The organism is Rhodococcus sp. IEGM 1241, from assembly GCF_033142365.1.
GTDB lineage: Bacteria > Actinomycetota > Actinomycetes > Mycobacteriales > Mycobacteriaceae > Rhodococcus_F > Rhodococcus_F erythropolis.
This window is the reverse complement of sequence record NZ_JAWLSE010000001.1, coordinates 545,060-568,168: the sequence shown is the minus strand read 5'-3', so window position 1 is coordinate 568,168 and position 23,109 is coordinate 545,060. Positions and strand designations below refer to the sequence as shown.

Annotated in this window: 24 protein-coding genes; 9 read left to right on the top strand and 15 right to left on the bottom strand. The window is 61.5% G+C overall.

The features are described from left to right. The first annotated feature begins 57 nt into the window (after positions 1–57). Positions 58–1,365, top strand: coding sequence for a serine hydrolase domain-containing protein (locus R4P70_RS02635; protein ID WP_317830352.1), 1,308 nt, complete (start codon positions 58–60; stop codon positions 1,363–1,365). Between the two features lie 19 nt (positions 1,366–1,384). On the opposite strand, the gene R4P70_RS02630 is transcribed toward R4P70_RS02635, so the two are convergent. The 3 genes from R4P70_RS02630 to R4P70_RS02620 form a co-directional block, all read right to left on the bottom strand. After that, on the bottom strand, positions 1,385–2,221 hold the full coding sequence (locus tag R4P70_RS02630; protein WP_019745667.1) for a DUF1206 domain-containing protein: 837 nt from the start codon (positions 2,219–2,221) through the stop codon (positions 1,385–1,387). 61 nt (positions 2,222–2,282) lie between these two features. After that, positions 2,283–2,684: a hypothetical protein gene (locus tag R4P70_RS02625; RefSeq protein WP_020971062.1), complete on the bottom strand. Its 402-nt coding sequence runs from the start codon at positions 2,682–2,684 to the stop codon at positions 2,283–2,285. A gap of 58 nt (positions 2,685–2,742) precedes the next feature. Continuing rightward, a complete protein-coding gene (locus R4P70_RS02620) occupies positions 2,743–3,714 on the bottom strand; it encodes a serine/threonine dehydratase (protein WP_020909411.1) in 972 nt (323 codons plus the stop codon). A 167-nt stretch (positions 3,715–3,881) separates the two neighbouring features. Here R4P70_RS02620 and R4P70_RS02615 point away from each other — a divergent pair, with 167 nt between their 5' ends. Together R4P70_RS02615 and R4P70_RS02610 are read left to right on the top strand one after the other, a co-directional pair. After that, on the top strand, positions 3,882–4,520 hold the full coding sequence (locus R4P70_RS02615; protein WP_113682681.1) for an NAD(P)-dependent oxidoreductase: 639 nt from the start codon (positions 3,882–3,884) through the stop codon (positions 4,518–4,520). A gap of 2 nt (positions 4,521–4,522) precedes the next feature. Next, positions 4,523–5,470: a nuclear transport factor 2 family protein gene (locus R4P70_RS02610; RefSeq protein WP_317830351.1), complete on the top strand. Its 948-nt coding sequence runs from the start codon at positions 4,523–4,525 to the stop codon at positions 5,468–5,470. Positions 5,471–5,508: 38 nt separating this feature from the next. Here the strand turns inward: R4P70_RS02610 and R4P70_RS02605 are convergent, their stop codons facing one another. From R4P70_RS02605 to R4P70_RS02590, 4 genes are all read right to left on the bottom strand, one after another. Further along, on the bottom strand, positions 5,509–6,675 hold the full coding sequence (locus R4P70_RS02605; protein WP_020971065.1) for an alkane 1-monooxygenase: 1,167 nt from the start codon (positions 6,673–6,675) through the stop codon (positions 5,509–5,511). Positions 6,676–7,096: 421 nt separating this feature from the next. Further along, complete coding sequence (locus R4P70_RS02600) at positions 7,097–8,080, bottom strand: ABC transporter substrate-binding protein (RefSeq protein WP_317830350.1); 984 nt, start codon at positions 8,078–8,080, stop codon at positions 7,097–7,099. A 95-nt stretch (positions 8,081–8,175) separates the two neighbouring features. Beyond that, positions 8,176–9,033, bottom strand: a complete 858-nt coding sequence (locus tag R4P70_RS02595; protein WP_021331765.1) for a helix-turn-helix transcriptional regulator — start codon at positions 9,031–9,033, stop codon at positions 8,176–8,178. Beyond that, complete coding sequence (locus R4P70_RS02590; protein WP_046379441.1) at positions 9,030–9,974, bottom strand: D-cysteine desulfhydrase family protein; 945 nt, start codon at positions 9,972–9,974, stop codon at positions 9,030–9,032. Before R4P70_RS02590 ends, R4P70_RS02595 begins: the two co-directional genes overlap by 4 nt. A 73-nt stretch (positions 9,975–10,047) precedes the next feature. Here R4P70_RS02590 and R4P70_RS02585 point away from each other — a divergent pair, with 73 nt between their 5' ends. After that, positions 10,048–10,734: a dienelactone hydrolase family protein gene (locus R4P70_RS02585; RefSeq protein ID WP_317830349.1), complete on the top strand. Its 687-nt coding sequence runs from the start codon at positions 10,048–10,050 to the stop codon at positions 10,732–10,734. 13 nt (positions 10,735–10,747) lie between these two features. Here the strand turns inward: R4P70_RS02585 and R4P70_RS02580 are convergent, their stop codons facing one another. The 3 genes from R4P70_RS02580 to kynB are packed head-to-tail and all read right to left on the bottom strand — an operon-like array spanning position 10,748 to position 14,227. Beyond that, positions 10,748–12,181, bottom strand: coding sequence for an amino acid permease (locus R4P70_RS02580; protein ID WP_308371344.1), 1,434 nt, complete (start codon positions 12,179–12,181; stop codon positions 10,748–10,750). 52 nt (positions 12,182–12,233) lie between these two features. After that, positions 12,234–13,499: a kynureninase gene (gene kynU, locus R4P70_RS02575; RefSeq protein WP_317830348.1), complete on the bottom strand. Its 1,266-nt coding sequence runs from the start codon at positions 13,497–13,499 to the stop codon at positions 12,234–12,236. Further along, the gene (kynB, locus tag R4P70_RS02570; RefSeq protein WP_317830347.1) at positions 13,496–14,227 is read right to left on the bottom strand and encodes an arylformamidase; all 732 of its coding nucleotides are present in this window, start codon (positions 14,225–14,227) and stop codon (positions 13,496–13,498) included. Before kynB ends, kynU begins: the two co-directional genes overlap by 4 nt. A gap of 137 nt (positions 14,228–14,364) precedes the next feature. On the opposite strand from kynB, the gene R4P70_RS02565 reads away from it, so the two are divergent. From R4P70_RS02565 to R4P70_RS02555, 3 genes are all read left to right on the top strand, one after another. Then, positions 14,365–14,856 carry an Lrp/AsnC family transcriptional regulator gene (locus tag R4P70_RS02565; RefSeq protein WP_007730865.1) on the top strand — a complete coding sequence of 164 codons (492 nt, stop codon included), beginning with the start codon at positions 14,365–14,367 and terminating at the stop codon, positions 14,854–14,856. A gap of 183 nt (positions 14,857–15,039) precedes the next feature. After that, a complete protein-coding gene (locus R4P70_RS02560) occupies positions 15,040–15,354 on the top strand; it encodes a hypothetical protein (RefSeq protein WP_139120551.1) in 315 nt (104 codons plus the stop codon). Between the two features lie 34 nt (positions 15,355–15,388). Then, positions 15,389–16,381 carry a phosphotransferase enzyme family protein gene (locus tag R4P70_RS02555; protein ID WP_317830346.1) on the top strand — a complete coding sequence of 331 codons (993 nt, stop codon included), beginning with the start codon at positions 15,389–15,391 and terminating at the stop codon, positions 16,379–16,381. Positions 16,382–16,430: 49 nt separating this feature from the next. Here the strand turns inward: R4P70_RS02555 and R4P70_RS02550 are convergent, their stop codons facing one another. The 5 genes from R4P70_RS02550 to R4P70_RS02530 all read right to left on the bottom strand — a co-directional run bounded on the left by R4P70_RS02550 (position 16,431) and on the right by R4P70_RS02530 (position 21,569). Then, positions 16,431–17,057 (bottom strand): MBL fold metallo-hydrolase, encoded by a 627-nt coding sequence (locus tag R4P70_RS02550; RefSeq protein ID WP_060937852.1) that lies wholly within the window; start codon positions 17,055–17,057, stop codon positions 16,431–16,433. Continuing rightward, a complete protein-coding gene (locus R4P70_RS02545; protein WP_007730860.1) occupies positions 17,054–18,142 on the bottom strand; it encodes an S-(hydroxymethyl)mycothiol dehydrogenase in 1,089 nt (362 codons plus the stop codon). Before R4P70_RS02545 ends, R4P70_RS02550 begins: the two co-directional genes overlap by 4 nt. 148 nt (positions 18,143–18,290) lie before the next feature. Then, complete coding sequence (locus R4P70_RS02540) at positions 18,291–19,553, bottom strand: response regulator transcription factor family protein (RefSeq protein WP_317830345.1); 1,263 nt, start codon at positions 19,551–19,553, stop codon at positions 18,291–18,293. 22 nt (positions 19,554–19,575) lie between these two features. After that, positions 19,576–20,745, bottom strand: coding sequence for a DUF4185 domain-containing protein (locus tag R4P70_RS02535; RefSeq protein ID WP_133727237.1), 1,170 nt, complete (start codon positions 20,743–20,745; stop codon positions 19,576–19,578). A gap of 119 nt (positions 20,746–20,864) precedes the next feature. Continuing rightward, the gene (locus R4P70_RS02530) at positions 20,865–21,569 is read right to left on the bottom strand and encodes a type 1 glutamine amidotransferase (protein ID WP_256063910.1); all 705 of its coding nucleotides are present in this window, start codon (positions 21,567–21,569) and stop codon (positions 20,865–20,867) included. 130 nt (positions 21,570–21,699) lie between these two features. Here R4P70_RS02530 and R4P70_RS02525 point away from each other — a divergent pair, with 130 nt between their 5' ends. Together R4P70_RS02525 and R4P70_RS02520 are read left to right on the top strand one after the other, a co-directional pair. Then, the gene (locus tag R4P70_RS02525; RefSeq protein ID WP_019745687.1) at positions 21,700–22,203 is read left to right on the top strand and encodes a PASTA domain-containing protein; all 504 of its coding nucleotides are present in this window, start codon (positions 21,700–21,702) and stop codon (positions 22,201–22,203) included. A gap of 129 nt (positions 22,204–22,332) precedes the next feature. Then, positions 22,333–23,109: an aspartate/glutamate racemase family protein gene (locus R4P70_RS02520; protein WP_317830344.1), complete on the top strand. Its 777-nt coding sequence runs from the start codon at positions 22,333–22,335 to the stop codon at positions 23,107–23,109.

Below are 23,109 nucleotides of genomic sequence, written 5' to 3'. Positions count from 1 at the left end.
CTTGGCAATTCCGACAAAACAGTCAAACTAGTCGACTTTGGTTGTAATGTGCAAACAATGGAAAACCAGGATCGAGGGTCCGCCCGGACGTCACGACGACAGTTCATCAGCGTTGCAGGGCTGGCGGCAACCGCCGTCATAACCCTCGCGACCTCCTCGACCGCCAGCGCCGCCGGCCCCACGGCACCCAATCCAGGTTCGCGGGTCGGCGATCCTGCGGAAGCCCAAGCGGTACAGCGCGTCGCAGAGACACTGCTGAACAGCGGAGTCCCCGGTCTTGCCTTCGCCATCGTCAAACCGGATGAGAAGAACCGCAATGCGAGTGTCACCACTACGTACCACTACGGCCAGGCCGACGTCGAAAACGGCGTGAGAGTCACTCCACGAACGCAATTCGAGATCGCCTCGGAGACCAAGACCTTCACCGCTGCACTACTGGCGAAACTGATCGCTCGGGGAGAAGTCGGATTGGACGACCTGGCGAGCAAGTATTCGGACGGCAACCCGCTGCCAAAAGGCAGCAGTGGCGAGGAGATCACGCTTCGCCAATTGGTCACCCACCGTTCCGGTCTTAGCGACGACCCACCCAATCTCTCGGCTGGGTGCGCAGATCCCACACAGTCGTGCGTGGACGAGAAAGCGAAGTACACGAGAGACATGCTCTGGGAAGGACTCCGGGCTCCCGGGGCCTTGGAGTTCGCCCCCGGTAGCCACTGGCTGTACTCGGACTTCGGGTTCGGACTGCTCGGCACACTCATGGCAGACAAGATCATTCCGGGACAGGAGAAGCCGCCTTTCGCGGCAGCAGTTGCCCGCGAAATCACCGACCCGCTCGGGATGATGGGTACCGTGATCGAGACCAAAGCAACCGACCTGGCCGTTCCGTACTACCTCGACGGCACAAGAGCCCCTCTGTGGAACAACACGGGTGCGATCGCAGGCGGGGGTGGCCTCGTCAGCACCGCCGAGGATATGTCGATCTGGGCCGCAACAACTCTCGGCTATGGCAACAATCCGCTCAAACCGGTCCTGACCTCGATGCTCGAGCAGATCGACACGCAAGCTCCGGAGAATCCTGCATTCGGAATGGGAATGGCGTGGCAGCTCCAACCCCCGACGCCGAACTTCCCACAACGGTTCGCCAAGAAGAACGGAGACAGCTCGGGATCCAACTGCATCACCCTGTTGGTTCCCGACAGCGGTTGGTCGATCACGATTCTTGCGAACGGTGGAAATGCGGCGATGATCGACCCTGCAGCAGTGAACCTGATGCATGATCTGGTTCCGAGACGACCGATATTCGGTAGCTCGACGGGAAGTTCGTCGGGCAGCGACGTCGGTTTCCAGACCGGGTCATTCGGATAGACCCACTTACCCGCGGGCGCTACATCTTCGTCGAGCGTGCCATCACGAAGCAGTAGAGCCCGTAGGTGATGATGCCCAATCCGGCAAGGATCAGCAGGGCCACTCCGTACGGCTGCGCACCCAGCGTCTTGAACGCTCCGTCGAGTCCGGAGGACTTGCCGGGTTCGGAACTGTTGACCGCGAGAAGAACCAGAACGCCGACAGCCGCGATGGCCAAGCCCTTGGCGACGTACCCGACGGTTCCGAGTCGGCGCACGAAGTTGCTGGGTGTGCCTTTCAAATCATCCAGGAAGTTCTGGCTCGCGCCCTTGTACACGTGGTAAACACCAACAGCGATGATCGCGATCCCACCGATCACCAATGCGATAGTCCCCAGCGTGTTCTCCATCAAACGCGCCGTGATTCCCGCACTCTGACCGCTGCTGGACTTCCCGCTTCCGCGGGCGAATCCGAATGCAGTGAAAGCAAAACCGAAATAGACGAGCGAAATGCCCAGAGCCTTTGCGCGGTTGAAGAACTCCTTCTTCTTGTCGTCCGAGGACGGCGACGACGAGCTCCCCAACGCAGCTTCGGCCAATCTCCACAACGCCATGGCAAGGAAGGCCACGACGCCGACCCACAGAGCAAAGACACCCCCTGGTTTTCCTGCCAACTCGGCCATCGCACCCGATTGGTCCGCAGACCCGGATCCACCGAGAGCAAGGCGGATCGCGATATATCCGATCAGCAGATGAACCACGCCGCTGACGACAAATCCTGCGCGGGCAAAGCGCTCGAAGACATTGTTCTGTGCGACGTCAGCCGCCGTGGACGTGACACTTTTCTGGTCCTGCGGTGACGATTCTTTGTTCATCATGATCGTCGAACCATATACGGGCAGACGCTTCCCTCGAACGCCTGCACCAAGTGTTTCGAGATCAAGGGTTTCGAGGGTTCTGATCCGGCGTCGACCGCGGTTCTTCGGGGTTGGGAACCTTGGGGTCGATCGTGTCTGCATGATCTCGTTGCTGGTTCAGTTCCTCGCGAGAGCTCGTCGCCTCTTTCCGATGTTGCGCTGCATGATGTTGCAGCGCAGACGCTTCCGCCGCTTTGGCGTCGGCCTCAGCCTGCACCATGCGCGCTTTGGCTGCTGTCTCTTCTGCCCGCGCCTCGCGCTCGCCTACTTGCAGCGACTTGTCTGCGACGTCTTCGCGGATCTGTTCTGCCTCGATGTGACGACGCTCGTCGCGCCTGTTTCGCGCCACCCACAGGAGTGCGGCCACGATCGCTATCACCACGACCACGGCAACAATTATCCAGATAATGCTGCTGGTACTCATACTGCGAGAGGTACCCACCTGGGACTTTCTCACACGCAGGCAAAGAAATACGCGAAAATTACAGGTCGGTCGGATGCGTGTTGGCGCCGCACAAAACGACGCACAATTCACCGTCGGACGGCGGCGTCACCGTTCCGTTCAGAACCGGAACCATTGCTGCCGCGGTTCCCAACTCCACCAGGATCCGGAACTCCCGCCACAGGAACGCCCGCGCCTGCCGGATCGAATCATCGTCGACCACAACGCTGTTAACCGAACTCTCATGCAGCGTCTCCCAGGCGATGGCGCCAATCCGTGTGGCCCCCAATGAGTCCCCGGCGATACTGTTCACTTCGATATCGGCCGGACGCCCCGCATCGAGCGAGGTGCGCAAGGTGGCAGCCCCGGTCGGCTCGACGGCTACCACTTGATCTTCGGGACGAGCCGCCGCGACGATTCCAGAGACCAAGCCGCCGCCACCGACTGCAACGCAATACGTGATCGGTCCGGATGCGTCGTCCTCGATCTCGAGAGCAATGGTCCCGGCTCCGCTGACGATGTCGGGCAGGTCGTAGGCGTGCAGTTCGAGCGCACCGCTCGAGCGTGCGATGTCCGCCGCAGCGGCAGCAGCGAGTGCATACCGGTCGCCGACCTTGTGAACGGTTGCACCCAACTCCCCAAGTGCCTTCACCTTCGCTTCGGGCGCTGTCTCCGGCACCACCACTGTGCAGGTGAGCCCTCGGCGCCGCGCGGCCCACGCAGCGCCGATCGCAGCGTTGCCGCCGGACGCGATCACCACGCCTGCGTCAGGCATGGTGCCGTCGGCGACCGCTCGTTCCACGGCATTGAGACTGCCGCGCACCTTGAAGGAGCCGCCGTGTTGGAGGTACTCGAGCTTGAACAGAACCGGCACCTCACCGTGTGGTGTCGGCACCGCAGTTCGAAAGATGGGAGTACGCCGCGCCAGTCCTGCGATACGAGTCCGCGCAGCTTCGACGTCCGAGCGCTCGATTGCCAGCGGACCTGCGTTGTTGTCGGCGGTGAGAGTCATGTACCAACCCTACGGTTCGCAACTTCGACCCGAAGCAGTCGGCCCATCGTCATCAAGATGTCTGTTTTTCACCAATTACTGCCCGCATCTGACCGAGACATCGACCTTCCAGGTGAATAAATTTACTACTACAAGCACAACGACGACATCAAGGAAAGGCACACGCCATGTCGAAGATCGCAGTATTCGGTGGAAACGGTTTTGCAGGAAGCGCAATCGCGAAGGAAGCCGCTTCACGCGGCCACGAGGTAACCGTCGTCGCTCGCAGCGCGCAGTCCGGAACCGACACGAATGTCGTGCAGGGTTCGGTTCACGACAACACGATCGTGGAGCAGATCACGGCAGACAACGACGTCGTTGTCGTTGCCATCCCCGCTCGCGAGATCGACGGCAAGCGCCTGCTCGACGCCGTCACTCCCCTCGCCGATGCCGCCGCACGCAACGGTGCTCGCATTGCCGTAGTCGGTGGCGCCGGCAGCCTGTTGGTCGCCGAGGGTGGGCCGCGCGTCGTCGACACCCCCGACTTCCCGGACGCATACAAGGGTGAGGCGCTCGCTCACGCCGACGTCCTCGACGCGCTCCGCGCGACCGACAGCAATGTCGACTGGTTCTACGTGAGCCCGGGCGCAGCATTCGGCGCCCATGCCGGCGTCGCTCCGAAGGGGTCCTTCCAGGTGGGTGGCGACATTCTGCTGACGGACGCCGAGGGTAACTCCGCCATCGCGGGCGAAGACTACGCCCACGCTTTTGTCGACGAGATCGAGACTCCGGCCCACCGTCGCCAGCGTTTCACCGTCGCACACTGAACATGAGCAACCTCCGTAGGCGCGCAGCCTGGATCACTGTTCCCGCTGCCGCCGCTCTCCTGCTCACCGCGTGCTCCAACGACGCGGAATCCGCAACGCCCAGCAGTTCTACGACGTCCACGAGCGTTGTCGCCCAGCAGGGCGATCAACTCGAATCCAACAAGACCGTCGTCACGGACTTCTACGAACTGGCGTTCAACGGCCGTCAGGTACAGCAGGCCGCCGACCGATACCTTGGCGACGTCTACATCCAACACAACCCCACCGCCGCCGACGGGGCAGCCGGATTTGTCAGCGGCATAGGCGGTTACGTCGAGGCCACACCCGGATTGCACGCCGAGATCACTCGTGTTTTCGCCGAGGGCGATCTGGTTGCCCTCCAGTCTCACACCACGTCTGCACCCGGCGACCGCGGCCAGGCCGTGTTCGACATCTTCCGCGTCGACAACGGCAAGATCGTCGAACACTGGAATGCCATTCAAGACGTGCCGGAAACGTCCGCAAATCCGAACACGATGTTCGACGGACCCACCTCGTCGCCGTCCAAGTCGTCAGAAGTCTTGGAGCGCAACACGGCCAACGCGTTGACGTTCCTGCAGCTCGCCTTCAACGAAGGCAAAGCCGCCGAGGCTGCCGACCAGCTGGTCGGTCCGACCTACACCCAGCACAACCCCTCGTTCGCTGACGGCAAGGACGCATTTGTCACCGCACTGGCCGGGATCGAACCCGTTACCGGAGACAAGGCCACCAAGTTTCCACGGACGGTAGCCGAGGGCGACTTCGTCTTTGTTCAGACCTTCGCTTCGTCCGGTGAGGGAACGGCCGGCAGCGGCTCGATGGACATCTTCCGATTCGACGAGAACGGCAAAATTGTCGAACACTGGGACGCGGTCCAGGACTACCCTTCGACGACCGCAAGCGGTAACACCGTGTGGGATGACGGTCGCTGAGACGACAACTCCGAACAGTTCAGCGGACGGCTACGTGATCAGCCGACGTTGATTCGTTCTGTGTCGCCGTCGTAGTAGTCCAACAATCTCTGATCCATCACCCGGCGCCACAGTGGTGGAATCCACGCGATCACGATCATCACTGCGTAGCCGGCCGGAAGTTGCGGCGCTTCGGCCGCGCTACGCAGACTTTGGTACCGCAGCTTCGGGTTGGCGTGGTGATCGCTGTGCCGCTGCAGTTGGTAGAGAAACAGATTGCTCACGACGTGATCGCTGTTCCAACTGTCAGCGGGGCTGCAGCGAACGTACGAGCCGTCAGCACGCTTGCCACGCAGCAGACCGTAATGCTCGAGGTAGTTCGCCGCTTCGAGGAAGGTGAATCCGGCAACTGCCTGCAGCAGGAGCCAGGGCGCGACCTCCCAACCGAAGATACCGATCAGCGTCGCGAAGAGGACAACACTCATCGCCCAAGCGTTGAGAATATTGTTCTCGAAGCTCCAGGTTCGTTTGCCTTTCCTCTGGAGTCGAGCGCTCTCGATGCGCCATGCCGACCGCAGCCCGCCGAACACACTTCGTGGCAAGAACCTCCAGAAGCTCTCACCGAACCGTGAGCTGGCCGGGTCCTGCGGAGTAGCTACACGCACATGGTGGCCGAAATTGTGTTCCACGTAGAAGTGCCCGTAGAGAGATTGCGCAAGCGCCACTTTCGCGAGCCACTGTTCGACCTTCTCGCTCTTGTGGCCGAGCTCGTGGGCCGCGTTGATACCGACGCCGGCGACGACACCCACCGTGAACGACATCGCGATCTTCTCCGCGATTCCCATCGGAGCGTTGATCCAGCACCAGCAGGCGAAGACCAGACCGGCGTATTGCAAGGGGAGGAACGCGTAAGTGCACCAGCGGTAGTAGCGGTCCTTCTGCAGTCGTGGGATCGCATCGTCCGGCGGACTTTCGCCGTCTTCACCAGCCAACATGTCGATGATCGGGATGACGATGACCAGCAGCCACGCGCCGGTCGCCCAGAACAATCCGAGACGAAGGTTGTCGACGAGAAACCAGGAGATGAACGGGCTGAGTGGAATCAGCAATCCGAGCGGCCACAGGTACCTTTTGCGGTCGCGCCAGCGCGGGTTTTCGCCAGACGGCGAGTCGGTGTTCTGGACAGCCTTCGATTCGGTATGCCGTGCGTCGGAAGTCGCTGTCATTCGCCGATCTCGCCTTTCGTCCCCTCGAACGATTCGCCCCACGCACCGTTCACGCTCAGCAAACCACGACTCGCGCGCTGACGGATGTGGCCGTGAACGCACGACGCCCTACTGGAAACCCGACCGGGACACATGTCCGGCACGCGCTCTCCCCCGAGTAGCCACTGTTCACCCCGACAGCTGATTCGGACAAAATACCCCATCGATCTGCGGCAATGGACACCGCATCAACCTTTTGCCGCGCCTCGAAACGTCAAGGGTCTGGCAAGACCAGCCCTGGTCCGGTTCAACGAAGTAACGGTAACCAGCCGTGACAGAAATCATAAGCAGAGGACAGGATTCTCACCCGGAGCGGCAACCAAAAAGACTGCGCGCCCTCAACTGGTCAGTTGCGGGCGCGCAGTCAAAAGGTGAGCAAGCGTCAGAGCGTTGCAAACACCTTCGTTTTCACTTCGTTCAGCCAACCGTTCGCGGTCACGAAATCTGTGACACTCGACTGCAATCCGAAGACGTGGCCAGCCTGCGCCGCCGGCAGCCTCGTGAAGAGGTTGTCGTCGAGGACCGCCTGAACCGCCGCACTGGTCGACCCGTCCGCGTTCAGCGGATACAGCACGACCGTCACACCGTTCATGATGTCGGCCAACTGCTCCATCGGGTAGGACTCGTATCCGGCATCGGTGTAATTGGTCGGAACACCGGGCCCGTACGCCAATCCGAGTTCGTTGACGACCAAATTGCCGATCGCACCAGTGGGCTGCTGAACCGAGAAAGCGCCGGGTGCGTCTCCGAGCGAAATGTGAATCCACTTGTTGTTCGCGATCACGTCCGCGTACTCGCCACGAACACGTTCGAGATTCTCTTCGTAAGCAGTGCGCGTCGACTCGAGCACGTCCGTCTTGCCGATCGCCTCGGCGATCTCCGTGGTGATCGTCTTCCAGTCGCCTCGACTCTCGCCCTTGACGATGACAGTGGGCGCAATGCCAGACAGACGGTCGAACGCCGCTTGGTCCACCTCGTCGGCGTCGCCGACGATGATGTCGGGATCTGCCGCAGCGATCGCTTCGAAGTTCATTTCCCCGTAGGGCCCGATGGTCGGGAGCCCGTCGACGAAGGCCTGCTGCTCGGGCGAGAATTCACTGATCCACTTGCCGTAGTCCTGCACAGCAGCCGGTTTCACTCCGAGGGACATGAGCTGCCAAGGAGTGTCGTACGACGCGGCGACGACGCGCTCCGGCGAGGCGGGAACCTCGATGTCCCCGTATGCCGAGGCAACGGTCCGGACGTCCGTCGGCTCGGAGTCGGCCGATGACGAGGAACAGCCAGTCACCACCATCGCACCGACAACGGCAGCTGCCGCCGCTGCGATGACTCTGGAACCGAAAGAAAATGATCGAATTGCGCGCACGCAGAACTCCTACAGAGGTGATTGTTTAGCCAACCCTAAGTTCATTCTGTGGCACGACACAAGTCCGATCGAGGCGCTTTGAGTCGCTGTTCGGACTAGTCCTGTAGCCAATCGGTCATTGGCGCGCGCGGATGATCGATCAGGCTTGCGAACTCCCCCGGGGTCACACCCATCGTTCGACGAAAAGCCGCACCGAACGCGCTTTCGGAACGGAAACCCGTCCTCCTCGATACAAACGAGATGCTTCGACCGAGTGCCAGAAGTTGCATCGCGTGATGAGCCCGCAGTCGCATACGCCATTCCGAGAAGGTCAATCCGGTTTCGGCCGGAAACCTTCGTGTGAGAGTCCTCGTACTGACCTTCGCGTCGGTGGCCCACTCCTCGACCGATCGGGTGTCGGCCGGGCTGGCAACCAACTGATCTGCGATCTGCCGAAGCCACGGCGTCGTCGGCAGCGGCACATCGAAAATCAGTCGCGGAACGGGTTCGACGAGGTCGATGGCAAACGCCTCGGCTCGTCGACGAGCCGCGTCGGTCAAGTCGTCTCGGGTGAGGTGATCGAGTACTTGTTCGAGCAGCGGAGGGGTGGACAAGGCCACCACACGATCCAACCCGGTCACATCGGATGCCACCAACCACGTGCACGACAATTCTGTGCCGCTACGCGCCGTCACCTCGTGGGGAACATAGGACGGGATCCACAGACTGACCCCGCTCGGCACCGTGTACACAGTCTCCGGAGTACGGACCTCGAGAACACCGTCGATCGCCCACAGCAATTCGTGATCGCTGTGGCGGTGCATCTCCCACGTGTAGTCGGAGTCGACTGACAGCCGATTGGTCGCCAAACGCAGATACCCGTCGGCACTGACGCGCAGCGGTCGCACGACGCGTTGCCACTCGGACAGCTCGTCGAGCGGGCTGCTGAGCGGGTAGTCGATCTGCTCGCTCACCGCAGCGTCGACAGTTCGGGATGTCCGAACAGGCCAGGTAACCCACCGGTGTGCAGGAAGACCGTTTTTGATCCCGCCGTGATGGCTTTGTCCTTCACGAGTTGGATCAATCCCGCAAAGGCTCGGCCGGTGTACGTCGGGTCGAGGAAGATGCCCTCCGTACGAGCCAAACATCGGATCGCGCCGGCTGATGCTTCCGTGAGCGTCGAATATCCTTGTCCAACTTGGTTTCGCAGGATCTGAAGATCTGCGGCTCGCACGATCGGACCAGGCATCTCGTCCAATAACCCAGCGAGGGTCGACACTGGATCGGCAACAGCCCCGACATCGACGCCGACAACTCTGTCGACGCCCAGATGCGCGACAAGTCCAGCCATCGTTCCTCCCGATCCGAGTGCAACCACGACGCGTTCCACTCCGGGGAGTTGCTGCTCGATCTCGCGTGCGCAGTCGACGTAACCCTGCGCGGCCACAGCGCTGGTACCACCGAAGGGAATGACAAAAGGAACTCCGCCCGAGTCAGCGACGGCCTGCACCGCGGCGTCGACCGCGGATGCCGTGTCCCCACCGGCCCAGACGATCTCAGCGCCCGCGAGTGCATCCAGAACGAGATTTCCCTGCGCGGATTCCGGCTCGGCACCACCGAGCACCAGCACACAACGCAATCCCAAACGGGCTGCTGCGGATGCAGTCAACCGAGCGTGATTGCTTTGCGGTGCACCGGTAGTAATCAAAGTCGTCGCGCCGACGGCCAAAGCCTGAGCGCAGGTGTACTGCAGCTTTCGGATCTTGTTGCCGCCACCGCCTAGTCCGGTGACATCGTCACGTTTGATCCACAGGTCTTCCGGCCCCAATCCGAGTGCCTTCGCGCAACGCGCCAAAGGTTCGACGGGCGTCGGCCAACTGCCCAGGCTGATCGGCGGAACGTCGGAACTGAACATTCGACGAGTCTAGTTCGACCGTGCACCTACAGGCTGTGCTCGAATACAGTCCGTACTCGCATACAGTCGGGACATGGGAACTTTCACGACGACCACACGTGACGTACCGCTGACCGTCAGCCGACCGGATTCGCCGAGTGAACCGAGACATGCGGTAGTAGTTCTCCAAGAAGCGTGGGGCGTGAACCAACACATCGAGAGCATCCTCGAACGCCTCGCCGACGCCGGCTACCTTGCCGTCGCCCCGCATCTCTACCACCGCGGCGCACAGACCTCCTTCACCGACTTCCCGTCCGCGAAGGATGCGCTCATGGCACTCGACAGCACAAGCATCGGCCACGACGTACGTGCCGCTGTCGACTACAGCCGATCCGAGGGAGCAGACAGAGTCGGCTCCCTCGGATTCTGCATGGGCGGCACCGCGTCACTGTGGTGTGCCGCGGTACCCCTCGTCGATTCCGCTGTCACGTACTACGGCGGCGGTGTCGCCGAGGCCCGATGGGACGGAATCGCGGCAGGCACCGAACTTGCAGCGCAACTGCAGGTCCCGTGGCTCGGTCACTACGGCGACCTCGATCCGAGTATCCCGCCGGAGAGCGTCGAGCAATTGCGCGCAACCGCGTCCGATCTCGCCCGGGTGTACCGCTATGCCGACGCCGGCCACGCGTTCAACAACGACACTTCGACCAGCCACTACGCCCCGGATTCTGCTGCCCTCGCCTGGACCCGCACTATGGAGTTCATGGCCGAAACCCTGTGATTCCCAATGCGAGTCAGGGCACCCGCTTGACCACCGTGCCGGTGATCTCGTCCTGAACCTGTTCAGCCGTTACCGCTCGACTCTGCGCCCGACGTGATCGGGTGAAGTAGTAGATGCCGATCACGGCAAGAACAAACGGCACCCCGAACACCAAGGTCATCTTGAAATCCTCGACCCACAATGTCGTGACGAGGATCGCGACCATGAGGACACCACCCAGTATCGTCCCCACCGGGAAGAACGGAATCGTGAACGAGAGGGTTCGTCCTTCGCTTGCCATCCGCTTGCGAAAGAACCAGTGCGTCAAGAAGATCAGCAGCCACGTCGCCATCGCTCCGAACATCGACAACGAGATCATCAACGTGAATGCCTGCTCGGGAAAAAGCACGTAGACGATTGTGGCGACGGCGATACCCGATGTCGACAGCAACAGGGCGTTGACCGGCGAGCCGTTGGCCCTGACCTTGCCGAGAACGGCCGGCGCGTCACCAGCACGGGAGAGCGAGAACATCATTCGCGAAGACACGTACAACTGACTGTTCATCGCGGACAGCGCGGCAATGATCACCACGAAGTTCAACACACTGTCTGCGCCCGGAATCTTCACGACCTGCATCACCGTGACGAAAGGGCTTCCGCCGCTCAAGATCTTGTCCATCGGAGCAATTGCCAGAATCAAAGCAAGGGTTGCGATGTAGAAGACGAACAGCCGGACGATCGTCACACGGAACGCCTTCTTCACCGCCACCGCCGGGTTCTCCGCCTCACCGGCCGCAATGGCGATCATCTCGATGCTCAAGTAGCTGAAGATCGATACGATCACGGCAAACCACATGCCGGACAAACCATTCGGAAAGAATCCGCCACCGGCCGTGTAATTGTGAAATCCGTAGTCCGGGTTCCCGCTACCGAACACGACGTACGCTGCCATCACGATGAACGCCACGATCGCGAAGACCTTGATCGTCGAGAACCAGTACTCCATCGTTCCGAAGGCCTTGACGTTGAACATGTTCACGCCGATCAGCACTCCGGAGAACAACACGATCCACAGCCACGACGGTACGTCGGCGAACCAGAACTGCATGTATTCACCGATCGCGGTGACCTCGGTCCCGACCGCGAGGACGATGCATGACCAGTAGAGATAGCGAACGAGGAAGCCGATCAACGGTCCGACGTAGAACTCTGCGTACGCACCGAACGAACCTGATGTCGCATGTGCGACGGTCATTTCGGCGAGGGCACCCATCAGCAGGAGGGCGATCAACCCGCCGATCGCGTAACTGATGATGACGCTCGGGCCGGCAAATCCGATGGCGAACTTACTGCCGAGGAAGAGTCCGGTGCCGATTGCACCGCCGAGCGCGATCATGCTCATCTGCTTGGGGCCGAGTTCGCGTTTGAGACCTGATTCTCGCTGCTGAATGTTTTTGAAATCACTCATGAAAGCTCCTTGCGAAAGGCGGTACCTCCCGGTCCGCGGAAACTTGGAAGAATCAGGTGACTGCGTCGCGCTCGCGGAATTCGGGGCGATCCCAGGACTTGTTCTCGAGGATGTCTCGCAACACGTCGACGGCGTTCCACACGTCGGCATATCCGAGATAGAGCGGAGTGATACCGAACCTCAGCACTCCTGGTTCGCGGTAGTCGCCGATCACGCCCCGCGCGATGAGAGCCTTCATGATGGAATAGCCCTCGGGATGAACAAAACTCACGTGCGAGCCACGACGCTCGTGCTCGCGCGGCGTGATCAACTCCAAACCGTAGGCAGCGCAACGCTCCTCGACGAGGTTGATGAAGAGATCGGCCAGTGCGAGCGACTTGCTGCGGATGTCGGCCATGTCAGCTTTGAGCATGACGTCGAGACCACACTCGACGAGTGACAACGACGTGATGGGTTGAGTACCACTCAGAAACCGTCGTATTCCTGCGCCCGGTTCGTAGGCCGACTCCATCGCGAACGGTCGCGCGTGCCCCCACCACCCGGACAGTGGCTGGATTCCGGTGTTCTGATGGCGACGGTTGACCCAGATGAATGCAGGCGAACCCGGACCACCATTGAGGTACTTGTACGTACACCCGACCGCGAAGTCGGCGTCGGCGCCGCTCAGATCGACAGTGACGGCGCCGGCCGAGTGTGCGAGATCCCAGATCATGAGGGCGCCACGTTCCTGCACTGCTGCAGTGACTTCCGTCATCGCATACAGGTTTCCGGTGCGGTAGTTGACGTGCGACAACATCACTACGGCGGTGTCTGGTCCTACTGCTTCGGTGAGGTCGCCCGGTTGGTCGATCAGGCGTAGTTCGTATCCCTGATCGAGCAGCGAGATGATGCCCTCCGCAATGTAGAGGTCAGTGGGGAAATTGTCGCGCTCGGAGACGATCACCTTCCGGCTGGGATCCTGAGCAGCCGCGATGGACAGTGCGGAGGCCAATGCCTTGAACAGGTTGATCGACGTCGAATCCGTCACTACCACTTCGCCTTCACCTGCTCCCAGCAACGGGGCAAGTTTGTCACCGAGGCGGACCGGGAGGTCGAACCATCCAGCCTCGTTCCAACTGCGAACCAAGCCGTTGCCCCACTCGTCGCCGATCACTCTCGCGGCGCATTCCTGTGCGGCAATGGGACGCGCGCCGAGCGAGTTTCCGTCGAAGTAGAGAACGCCCTCCGGAATCGCGAACTCGCGGCGGAACTCCCTCAGGGGATCCACTGCGTCGGCCTTGACGCAGTCTTCCAACGAAGGGGTGGTTGTCGATGTCATGACGATTCTTCTCCTGCATGTGTCGGCGTTGAAAGTGATGAAGGCAGAGTCCGGAGCACGGCGCGTACCGGGCTGGCATCGAGGTCGAGGAACTTCAGCGGCAGTGCGATCAACTCGTAGTAGCCTTCGTCGACCTCGTCGAGGCAAAGTCCTTCGAGGATCGCGACGCCACGATCGCCTGCCGCGTGGTGCCCGTCCATGGTCTTGCTGTCCATCGGATCGAACGAGGCGCCGTCGATTCCGATCAGAACTCCACCGTGGTCGGCGAACCAGTGGGTCAGCTCCGGAGAAACGCCGGCGAAGTCGTTGTCCCACTCGCGCGGGTACTTCGGGTAAGTCCTCAGAATCAGCCGCTGCGGCAGATGGCCGCCGAGTCGCTCCACCGTCTCTTCGACGGGCCTGATGCATGCGGCACCGTCGACGCCCGTCATGTCGACCACCATTGCTTCGCCGAGATAGGGCTCGAGGGGGACAGAACCGATGGGCGCACCGCCGATGCGGGTGTGCGCCGGCGCATCGGCGTGAGCACCGATATGAGGAGTGGTGGTGATTCGGTTGATGGTGACGGCGTCACTGCCGCCGAGGTCTGACGTGACAGCGCGGGTGAAGGCGGTATCGCCTGGCCACACGGGCGTCGATTCGGAGATCGGCGGGCTGATGTCGATCAACCGTGCCCTCCAGTCGCCCGTGTGTCCGTCGCCCGTGTGTCGGCCGATCCTCGGAAGCATCCAGACCCCTTCGTCGCAACAGTCGACTGTATCGATCTCGACCGTTTGATAATTCGATGTGTTTGGCAAAAGCTAGGATCATCGACGGGCGCGGTCAATAGATGCTGAATATTTTCGCGACGGCAGGGAGAAATCGGATGATAAATGCGATCGAACGGGCAGCTGCCGCAGCTCGGCCGAATCATGTTCGGCTCGACGACGTCGATACGGCGATTCTCCGCGAACTCGTCCGGGATGCACGCATCCCCAACAATGCACTCGCCGAGAAGGTCGGGATAGCGCCGTCGACCGCTCTGGCGCGGATGCGCGCTCTACGCGAATCGGGCGTCATCAAGGGGTTTCATGCAGACATAGACCTCGAGCTACTCGGCCTCGAGATCTCGGCGATGGTGTCGATTCTGATTCACTCCCACGCCAGGAGCCGGATGACGGAAATTGCCGAGCACCTGAGTGGATTGGATTCGGTTCAGCGAGTGTTCCTGATGAGTGGAGACCGTGATCTCCTGGTGCACGTGTCGTGTGAATCCCCCACTCGGCTTCGCGATTTCGTCAGCGCACACCTCAACGATCCGGCTATCGCCAATACACAGACCAACCTGATCTTCAGCGAACTGAGTCAAGGCGGCTGAACTGCAGCTGTCGCCAAGGCCGATTCGGTGTACTCTCGTAACCTTCGTCTCCGGACGGAGTACGCGGAGCGCTGATCAATGTCGGAACACAAGCAAATGCAACCCCCGGACTACCACCGATGCCTCGAAACGGTGTTCTCCTCACCCGCCGCATGCCGCGAGATACTGGAAAGACTGTCCAAGATGACGGAGGCAGAAGTCCAATCGCGATGGTCGCCGTGGGTTGACCAGGAACCCCCACCCTTCGGTTCGCATGTCAAGGATCAAGTACCCGCAGAGGTGCAGTTGGCGGCGCTACAAGTCACATACGATTCCCATCGAAAGTCGACTATGGCGCTGTGGCGCCAGTTGTCGGACATCATGGGCATCCCCGTCATGCAGGAAAGCCTCGTCGAACTCATCTGGAGTGTGCGTATGACGATCGAGCGGCTCAACAACCGAATCGAGATGCTCGAAAACGCAGCTACACAATCGGGCAAACCTGCTCCTGACGCATGAGATGACTGTGTTCATCCCACTAGAGTCGAACAGCATGTTGCCACTCGGGTTGTCCATGCTCTGGGAGTCGGTGGAGCCGGAAGCCGCTCTGGAGGAGCGATTCGGATTCAACAGCTTTGGCGCAGCCACCCATTGGGTCTCGGCGGCACTCGAGCAGGCTTGGGGATTGACGGCCCTCGAGTGCTCGCGAATGGCGATCAGTGACCAGAACGCGATTGTGTGGGTTGCGAGCGACCGAGGTGGGCTGGTGGTGAAGTGGTCGCGAGCCACAGAGCGCTTCGCGAACCTGGAGGCGTCGACGCGCCTGCTGAGCGCACTCGCCGCGCAGGGCGTGGCCGTTCCGTCGCCGATCACATCCCTGAACGGATTGGACCGGGAAACACTGCTGGTCCGGGAAATACTGCTGGACCGGGAAACACTGGAAGGGCCTTCGTGCGCAGTGTCGTTCACCGTACTGCCGGAGTTGGCGGGAGAGTGGTTGAACGTACAGGACCACGCGGCGGTCCGTTCGGCAGGAGCATGTCTGGCAGAAATACACCGAACGCTCGGCGCCACCCATGTCGACGGATCGGTTTTCTCGTCGCGCAGCACCGGGTTGAAGGAGCGCATCGGTGGTTGGCTCGAGAATTTCGACCGCGGGTTCGCGCCTGAGGCAACGCGTAGGCTCGTGGACCTCCTTGCGCGGGTGCCCGCGCTCGATGACCAAACACAACTGGTACACAACGACTTCCGTGCAGCCAACATCTTGACTCGAAACTCTCGGACCACCGGAGTACTCGACTTCGACGACGTGGTGATCGACCACCGGGTGAGCGACCTGGCCAAGGCAAGCGTCTATCTGGGCACCCTGTTCACCGATTGGCGACCGACACCGATCGCGGTACGGCAGAGCCTGCGCGCCGGCTACGAATCTGTACGTCCCCTCAGCCGATCCGAGACAGAATGGTTCGAGATCCTCGAACTGTGGCACGGCCTGATGGCAATCCCGGGTGAGAACGACACCGCCGGTTGGGCATCAGCGTTGTGACAAAAGTGGGGACGCCGGTACCGGCGTCCCCACTTCGCTTCTGCTCACATCAGGATCCGGCGCGGATCCATTCCTCGAGGTGCGGCGCCTCGGTACCGATCGTCGTGCCGTCGCCGTGACCGGTGTGAACCTTGGTCTCGGCGGGGAGCGCGAACAGCTTGTCGCGAATGGACCCGATGATGGTCGGGAAGTCGGAGTACGACCGCCCGGTAGCACCGGGTCCACCGGAGAACAAGGTGTCGCCGCTGAACAGTTCGCCGGCCTCCGGCAGGTAGAGGCACGTCGACCCCGGCGAATGGCCGGGTGTGTGGACGGCCAGAATATCCGTGCCCGCCACAGCAATACGCTGATCATCTTCCAAGCTCAGATGCTTCACCCCGGGGTGAGTCATCTCCCAGAGGACATCGTCGGCCGGGTTCAGGTAGATCGGAGCGTCGAGCTTCTCGGCCAGCTCCGGCGCAACGGTGACGTGATCGTTGTGACCGTGGGTGCAGACGATTCCGATCACCTTGCGTCCGCCGACAGCGTCGATGATCGGCTGCGCGGTGTGAGCTGCGTCGACGATTACCACTTCGTTGTCGTCACCGATCAGCCAGATGTTGTTGTCGACGTCCCACGTTCCGCCGTCGAGGCTGAACGTGCCCGAGGTGACGACACGATCGACTCGCAATGTCACAGGACCACCACCGAACGGAGGACCTCGCCGCGGTGCATCGTCTCGAAGGCCTTCTCCACCTCGTCGAGCTTGATGCGCTCACTGACGAACTTCTCGAGCGGCAGACGCCCCTGCTGGTACAGGTCGACCAGAACGGGGAAGTCACGCTCGGGCAGGCAATCGCCGTACCACGACGACTTGAGGGCTCCGCCGCGCGAGAAGAAGTCCACCAGCGGCATTTCCAGCTTCATGTCCGGCGTCGGAACACCCACCAGCACTACAGTTCCCGCGAGGTCGCGGGCGTAGAACGCCTGCTTCCAGGTCTCCGGGCGACCGACTGCGTCGACAACCACGTCGGCACCGAAACCTCCGGTCAGCTCCTGGACTGCCTCGACGACGTCGTCGACCTCGGTGGCATTGATCGTGTGCGTGGCACCAAGTTCCGTCGCCCACTCCAGCTTTCGCGGATCCCGGTCGATGGCGATGATGGTATTGGCACCGGCCAGGCGTGAACCCATGATCGCTGCGTCGCCGACACCACCACACCCGATCACGGCCACTGAATCACCGCGTCCGACGTTGCCGGTGTTCATCGCGGCACCCATGCCGGCCATGACACCGCAACCGAGCAGTCCGACCACAGCCGGATCGGCCGAGGCGTCGACCTTGGTGCACTGGCCTTCGTGAACCAGCGTCTTGTCTGCGAATGCGCCGATACCGAGTGCCGGCGTCAGTTCGGTGCCGTCTTCGAGCGTCATCTTCTGCTCGGCGTTGAACGTGTCGAAGCAGTACTGCGGGCGGCCACGCTTACACGCACGACACTGCCCGCAGACTGCACGCCAGTTGAGGACGACGAAGTCGCCCACCTCGACGTGAGTGACACCGGGGCCGACGCTCTCGACGATGCCCGACGCCTCGTGCCCGAGCAGGAACGGGTACTCGTCGTTGATTCCGCCGTCGCGGTAGGTCAGGTCGGTGTGGCACACACCGCACGCTGCAATGGCGACCACTACCTCGTTGGCGCCGGGATCGGGAATCGTGATGGGGACGATTTCGACGGGGGCACCCTTGGATCGGGCGATGACGCCGCGTACCTGCTGTGGCATGGCTTTGCTCCTGGCTTCGTGCGATTGAGGACGTGTCGTCACATGGCGCCGTGTTTTCACATTGCGATATGTGCACTCGTTGAAAGGTTAGCCCGAAGCAGGTGCCCGCAACCCTGGTCGAACTGACTGACCGACCTGGCCGAAAGGACTAGGGTGCAGGCTTCACGCCGGCCTCCGCGCCCGCAGCGGCCGCCGCACCCCGACTCTCGACGCCCAATTTCCGCAGGACCCCGGCAACATGAAACTTGACTGTGCTCTCGCTGACGCCGAGGCGCTCCGAAATCGCCTTGTTGCGCCGTCCGGCCACCAGATGCTCGAGTACCTCGAACTCCCGCGGAGCCAGTTCGGTGAGGACGTCGCGGTTCGGTAGGGCGACGGGGGCGTCGAGCGGGATGGTTGCGCTGATCCGGTTCCCCCACCCGGGCGTCGACTCGGATTCGACGGTTCCACCCAAAGTCTCTACCCTCGAACGTAATTGGCGTTCCACGTCAACCACGTCGGCTTCACCACCGCCGTCGTCGCGAATGTCGATCGAGAGTGAAGCCGCGTCGAGCGTCCAGGCCACCCGGATACGCGAGAGCATCTGCTGATCCGACAACGCCAAGACCGCGCCGCGGACGACCGCGCGCGCGCCGTGCGCCACTTCACCGGGTAACCCACGCCCGTCGACGGGTGGCTCCACCAACTCCAACGCGATTTCCCGATGCTTGAGCAGCGAACGCAATTCCCCACGCATCCGTGCAAAAGCCGTGGTGGTCGACTCTTCGGCCAACTCGCGGTGCACGTCGACGGCTGAACGCAGGCCGATCAGAGCCGAGGCCGCAGTCTCCCTGGCCGAGGTTCGCGCACGTGTGTCGTCGAGATCCGCCGAGCGCAGCGTCGCCAGCATCGTCTCGAGGGTGGCCGCATGCACCTCCGTCATCTCTGCCACGGTGCGCGCACGCTCGGACGACGCTGCCCGCGACTCGGCGAGATATGCCGGGCTCGCATTCCGGACCTGGAGTTGAATTCCGGTTGCAGTCACTGCGAACAATGCCTGGATCAATTCGAGGGATGCTGTCTTCACCGGTACGGGGTGCGGCGTCAGAACGAGAAGCGTATCGGTTCGATCAAGCATCGCGAGCACCTCACGGTCCCGGCCGGCGACAGCGCATTTTCCCCGAAAGATCTGTCCGACAGTGAGATCCGTACGGATACGGTCGAGTTCGGCGATGGTCACACGATCGACGACGGCTGAATCCCCGGCGACCTTGCGCGGCCTACCGGTGCATTCACGAGTGAAGATCACCAGGGAAGTGTGCGGCGCCATGTCCGCGATCAACGTCGAAAATCGTCGGCCGATTTCGGGTAGTGGTCCCACCAACACGTCTCGAAGGGCGGTGATCAGTAGCGCATTGTCGGTGGTGCTCACCGTTCAACGATAACCATCCGGTTCACTGGTGCAGCGTGGTCTTCATGAGCATCACGTTGTAGTCGGACCAGGTGGTGGCGAGAAAGTAGAGGTCCTGCCCCTGTGACCAGGGGTGCATGTACGCGCCGTAGAGTCCCGGAACCTCGTCGGTGCCGATCACTACGTCGGGCGCACTCCACGGGCCGGTCAGGTCCGACGCCGTCCGCAGCACCAGCGCTCCCCACTCGTTGGAGTACATCGCGACGAACTTGCCGAGATAGTTGTTGTACTGCACCGACAGTTCGCTGACATCCCCGTCGAGAACTACTGCAGCGGCAGCGGGATTGTTGGGGACCCATGCTTTTCCGTCCCAGTATTCGTACGCCGCGACGTCCGCGATGGAGGCTTCCTTGACCCGCGAGAGGCGCCCCTCGCCGAAACGTCCCGCGGGGGTACCGAAGTTGTAGACGTAACCACCGTCTTTGACGAAGGAACCCATCTGGAAGTTGTCGTTACCCGTCAACGGCAGATTGGGCCGGGACGAGGCCGGTTCGACCTGCCAGGTCTCACCGTTGTCGTGTGAGGACGCGATCTGCGAGAAGTTGGTGACCCACTCGCCCGACCCTCCCCACGAGCGGATCGACATGTAATTGACGTATTGAACGCCGCCCACCGAGATACCCGTCGTCGGAATGCTGCTGGTTTCGACACCGGTTACTTTCAGACTTCCGATGATCTCGCGCGAGTGATTCGGCCGGTCGGTCGGCGAGGAGTCGATGTTCATGCCGTCGGACAGATTTCCGTCCGAGCTACGGAACAGGACGTTGCTGCGCCAGTCACCGACCACCCCGGAACACAGGGGGTCAGATCCGATGCCGACGGTGTCGCCGAAGGCTGTCAGGACCTGACCTGCGCCGTTGTCCCACATGATGCCGAGATCCGTGCCGAGAACGTTGAAACGCTCGACGGTTTGGTTGGGGCTGAGCGCGCCGGTGATGTACTCGACCGCCGAGGTGCGGCCCTGCAGTTCCGGAAGTTTCCCGTCCGTTCCGTTGAGCCAGGGAATCGGATTGGTCGGCCCACCTGATTGATCCAAGCTGCCGGTGACGTTGCAATCCCACGGGGATGCATGAGCCTGGGTCGCCCCCAAGACCGCGGTCGACGCGAGTACACACGTCACTGCAGCTGTCGATATCTTCCGTATCCGGCGCATCGCTCCCCTTTCGCGGGGGAGATCCGGACTCTACGAGGTGTCTTGCTCGACCGGATCGGTTCATCCACCCACGACAACACAAGGTAACAGGTAAATCGGTAAATCAGGACAAAACGGCCTTATTCAACAGAGATCGATTTCAACCACTTCTCCATCACCGCTGCGGCAATCTCGAGACCCTGCGACTCGGCAGCACTCAACTGCTGCATGAAGATGCGCGGACCGTCCGCTCCCAGCGAAGCATGCAGCGAGTCGCGGTACTCGGCCAGTTCCATCCATTCGCGCGCCACCTCGGAGGACGCTTCGAGGTGAAACTGAACGGCGTAACTCTGCTTGTATCGGAAGAGTTGATTCGGATACTTGGCAGAACCAGCGAGCCGCACCGCGCCGTTCGGAATGTCGAAGGTATCCGAATGCCATTGCATTGCAGGAAATGTGGAGGGCAGATCTCCCCACACGGGATCTCGCCGACCCTCGACAGTCAAGGTGATCTCCTCAACTCCCACTTCGGGCACAGCGCCCGTGTAGACGCGAGCACCCAGCGCCGCGGCGAGCAACTGCGAACCCAGACACACTCCCCACACCGGGACATCGTTCTCGACCAGATCGCGAATGTATTCGATCTCGGATGCCAACCACTCGACCTCGCCCTGATCGCCGACGCCCATCGGCCCGCCCATCACGATCACGGCGTCGAACCGTCGATGGGCGGGAAGCGGGTCGGTACCCAGAAGAACGGTCTGCACATCTCCGTAGCTCTCCAGGACAGGCGAATACGCCGCTGGGGGTTCACACTGCGCGTGTCGTAGTTCCAGAAAATGCATTAGGCAATTCCTCTCGAATCCGGTGCCGAAAGCCTATGGTTCTATTCGACATAAGGCACATCGACGGCGTCGGATGTGCTCTGACTCGAATCTCCCCTTTTCATCGCCCCTTTACCGACAAGGAACGTCTGTGCGCGCACCACAACTCTTTTCGACATCGATTCGCCCGTCCTCAACTGCCGTTCGCATCGGACTCAGCGCATTCGCCTTGGCGTCACTTGCCGCATGCTCAGGAACAAGCACCGACAGCGAGGCCGAATCAACATCCACCGCGACCACCACTGCAACCTCGACAACTCAACCCACGACGACTCAGGCTCCATTGACCACCTCGGTGGCCGGTCCGACGAATACTCCACTGGCCACCACCCCAGTCACCGCAGAAGTGACGCCCCCTGCAACTCCTGCGATCATGCCCAACGTCGTGTGCATGAATCTTCAAGACGCGCAGGACACCATTCAGTCGGCCGGAGTCTTCTTCTCCAGAAGTGCTGACGCAACTGGCGCGGGTCGACGCCAACTGGTCGATTCCAACTGGATTGTTGTCGATCAGACACCTTCTGCCGGAAGCCCTTTCGGTGAAATCGAAGCCGTGCTCTCAGCCGTCAAGATCGGCGAACCCAACCCCTGTTGATCGAGCGAGATCTCGAACTTCGCAATTCCGGGAACGCCGCGCCCTACTTGACAACTACCTTCAACCTCCTTCACTGTAGTCAACATTACGAGTATCCAATATATTGGATGCGAAAGGTTGGATTGCAACATGAAGGTGCAACGAATACGGCAGAGCGCCAACTCTCCGGCGGGCATGAGCGAACCCGTCATCGGAGTACTCGGAGGCATGGGGCCGGCCGCTACTGCGGACTTCTACTCCAAACTCGTTGCCCTGACGCCAGGTTCGACGGATCAAGAGCACCCCAAAGTTGTCATCTGGGCCGATCCCACGGTTCCCGACCGGACATTGGCACTCACCGAGGACGGCCCGGACCCCACCCCCTGGCTGATCCGAGGCGCGCGCGTCCTCCGAGAGTCGGGCGCAACGACGCTCGCCATCCCATGCAATACCGCCCACGCCTTCCTGCCCGCCATCTCATCCCAACTGGGACTTCCCGTCGTCCACATGATCGACGAAGTTGCTCGGCACATCCGGACGCTCTCACCCGCCGTCACATCCGTCGGACTGTTGGCCACCACGGGGACGGTCCGCACCGGGTTGTATCAACAATGGCTGTCGGAATACTCGATTGACGTCCTGGTGCCAGGACCTGCGATCCAGGACGAACTGGTGATGCCGGCGATCCGAGCAATCAAGAGTGGCAACGTCGGAGACGAGACCACCGACAAACTCGTCAGGGCCGCTGATCTTCTCGTCGAATCGGGCGCGCAGGTCGTCGTGGCCGGATGCACCGAGATTCCGCTCGGACTGCCCGCCGACGCCACAACCTGTCAGATCATCGATCCGGCAACAATTCTCGCCCGCGCGCTGCTCCTACGCGTTGCGGATGCCCGGAAACACGCGTCGTTGGCCGACCTGGGCTGA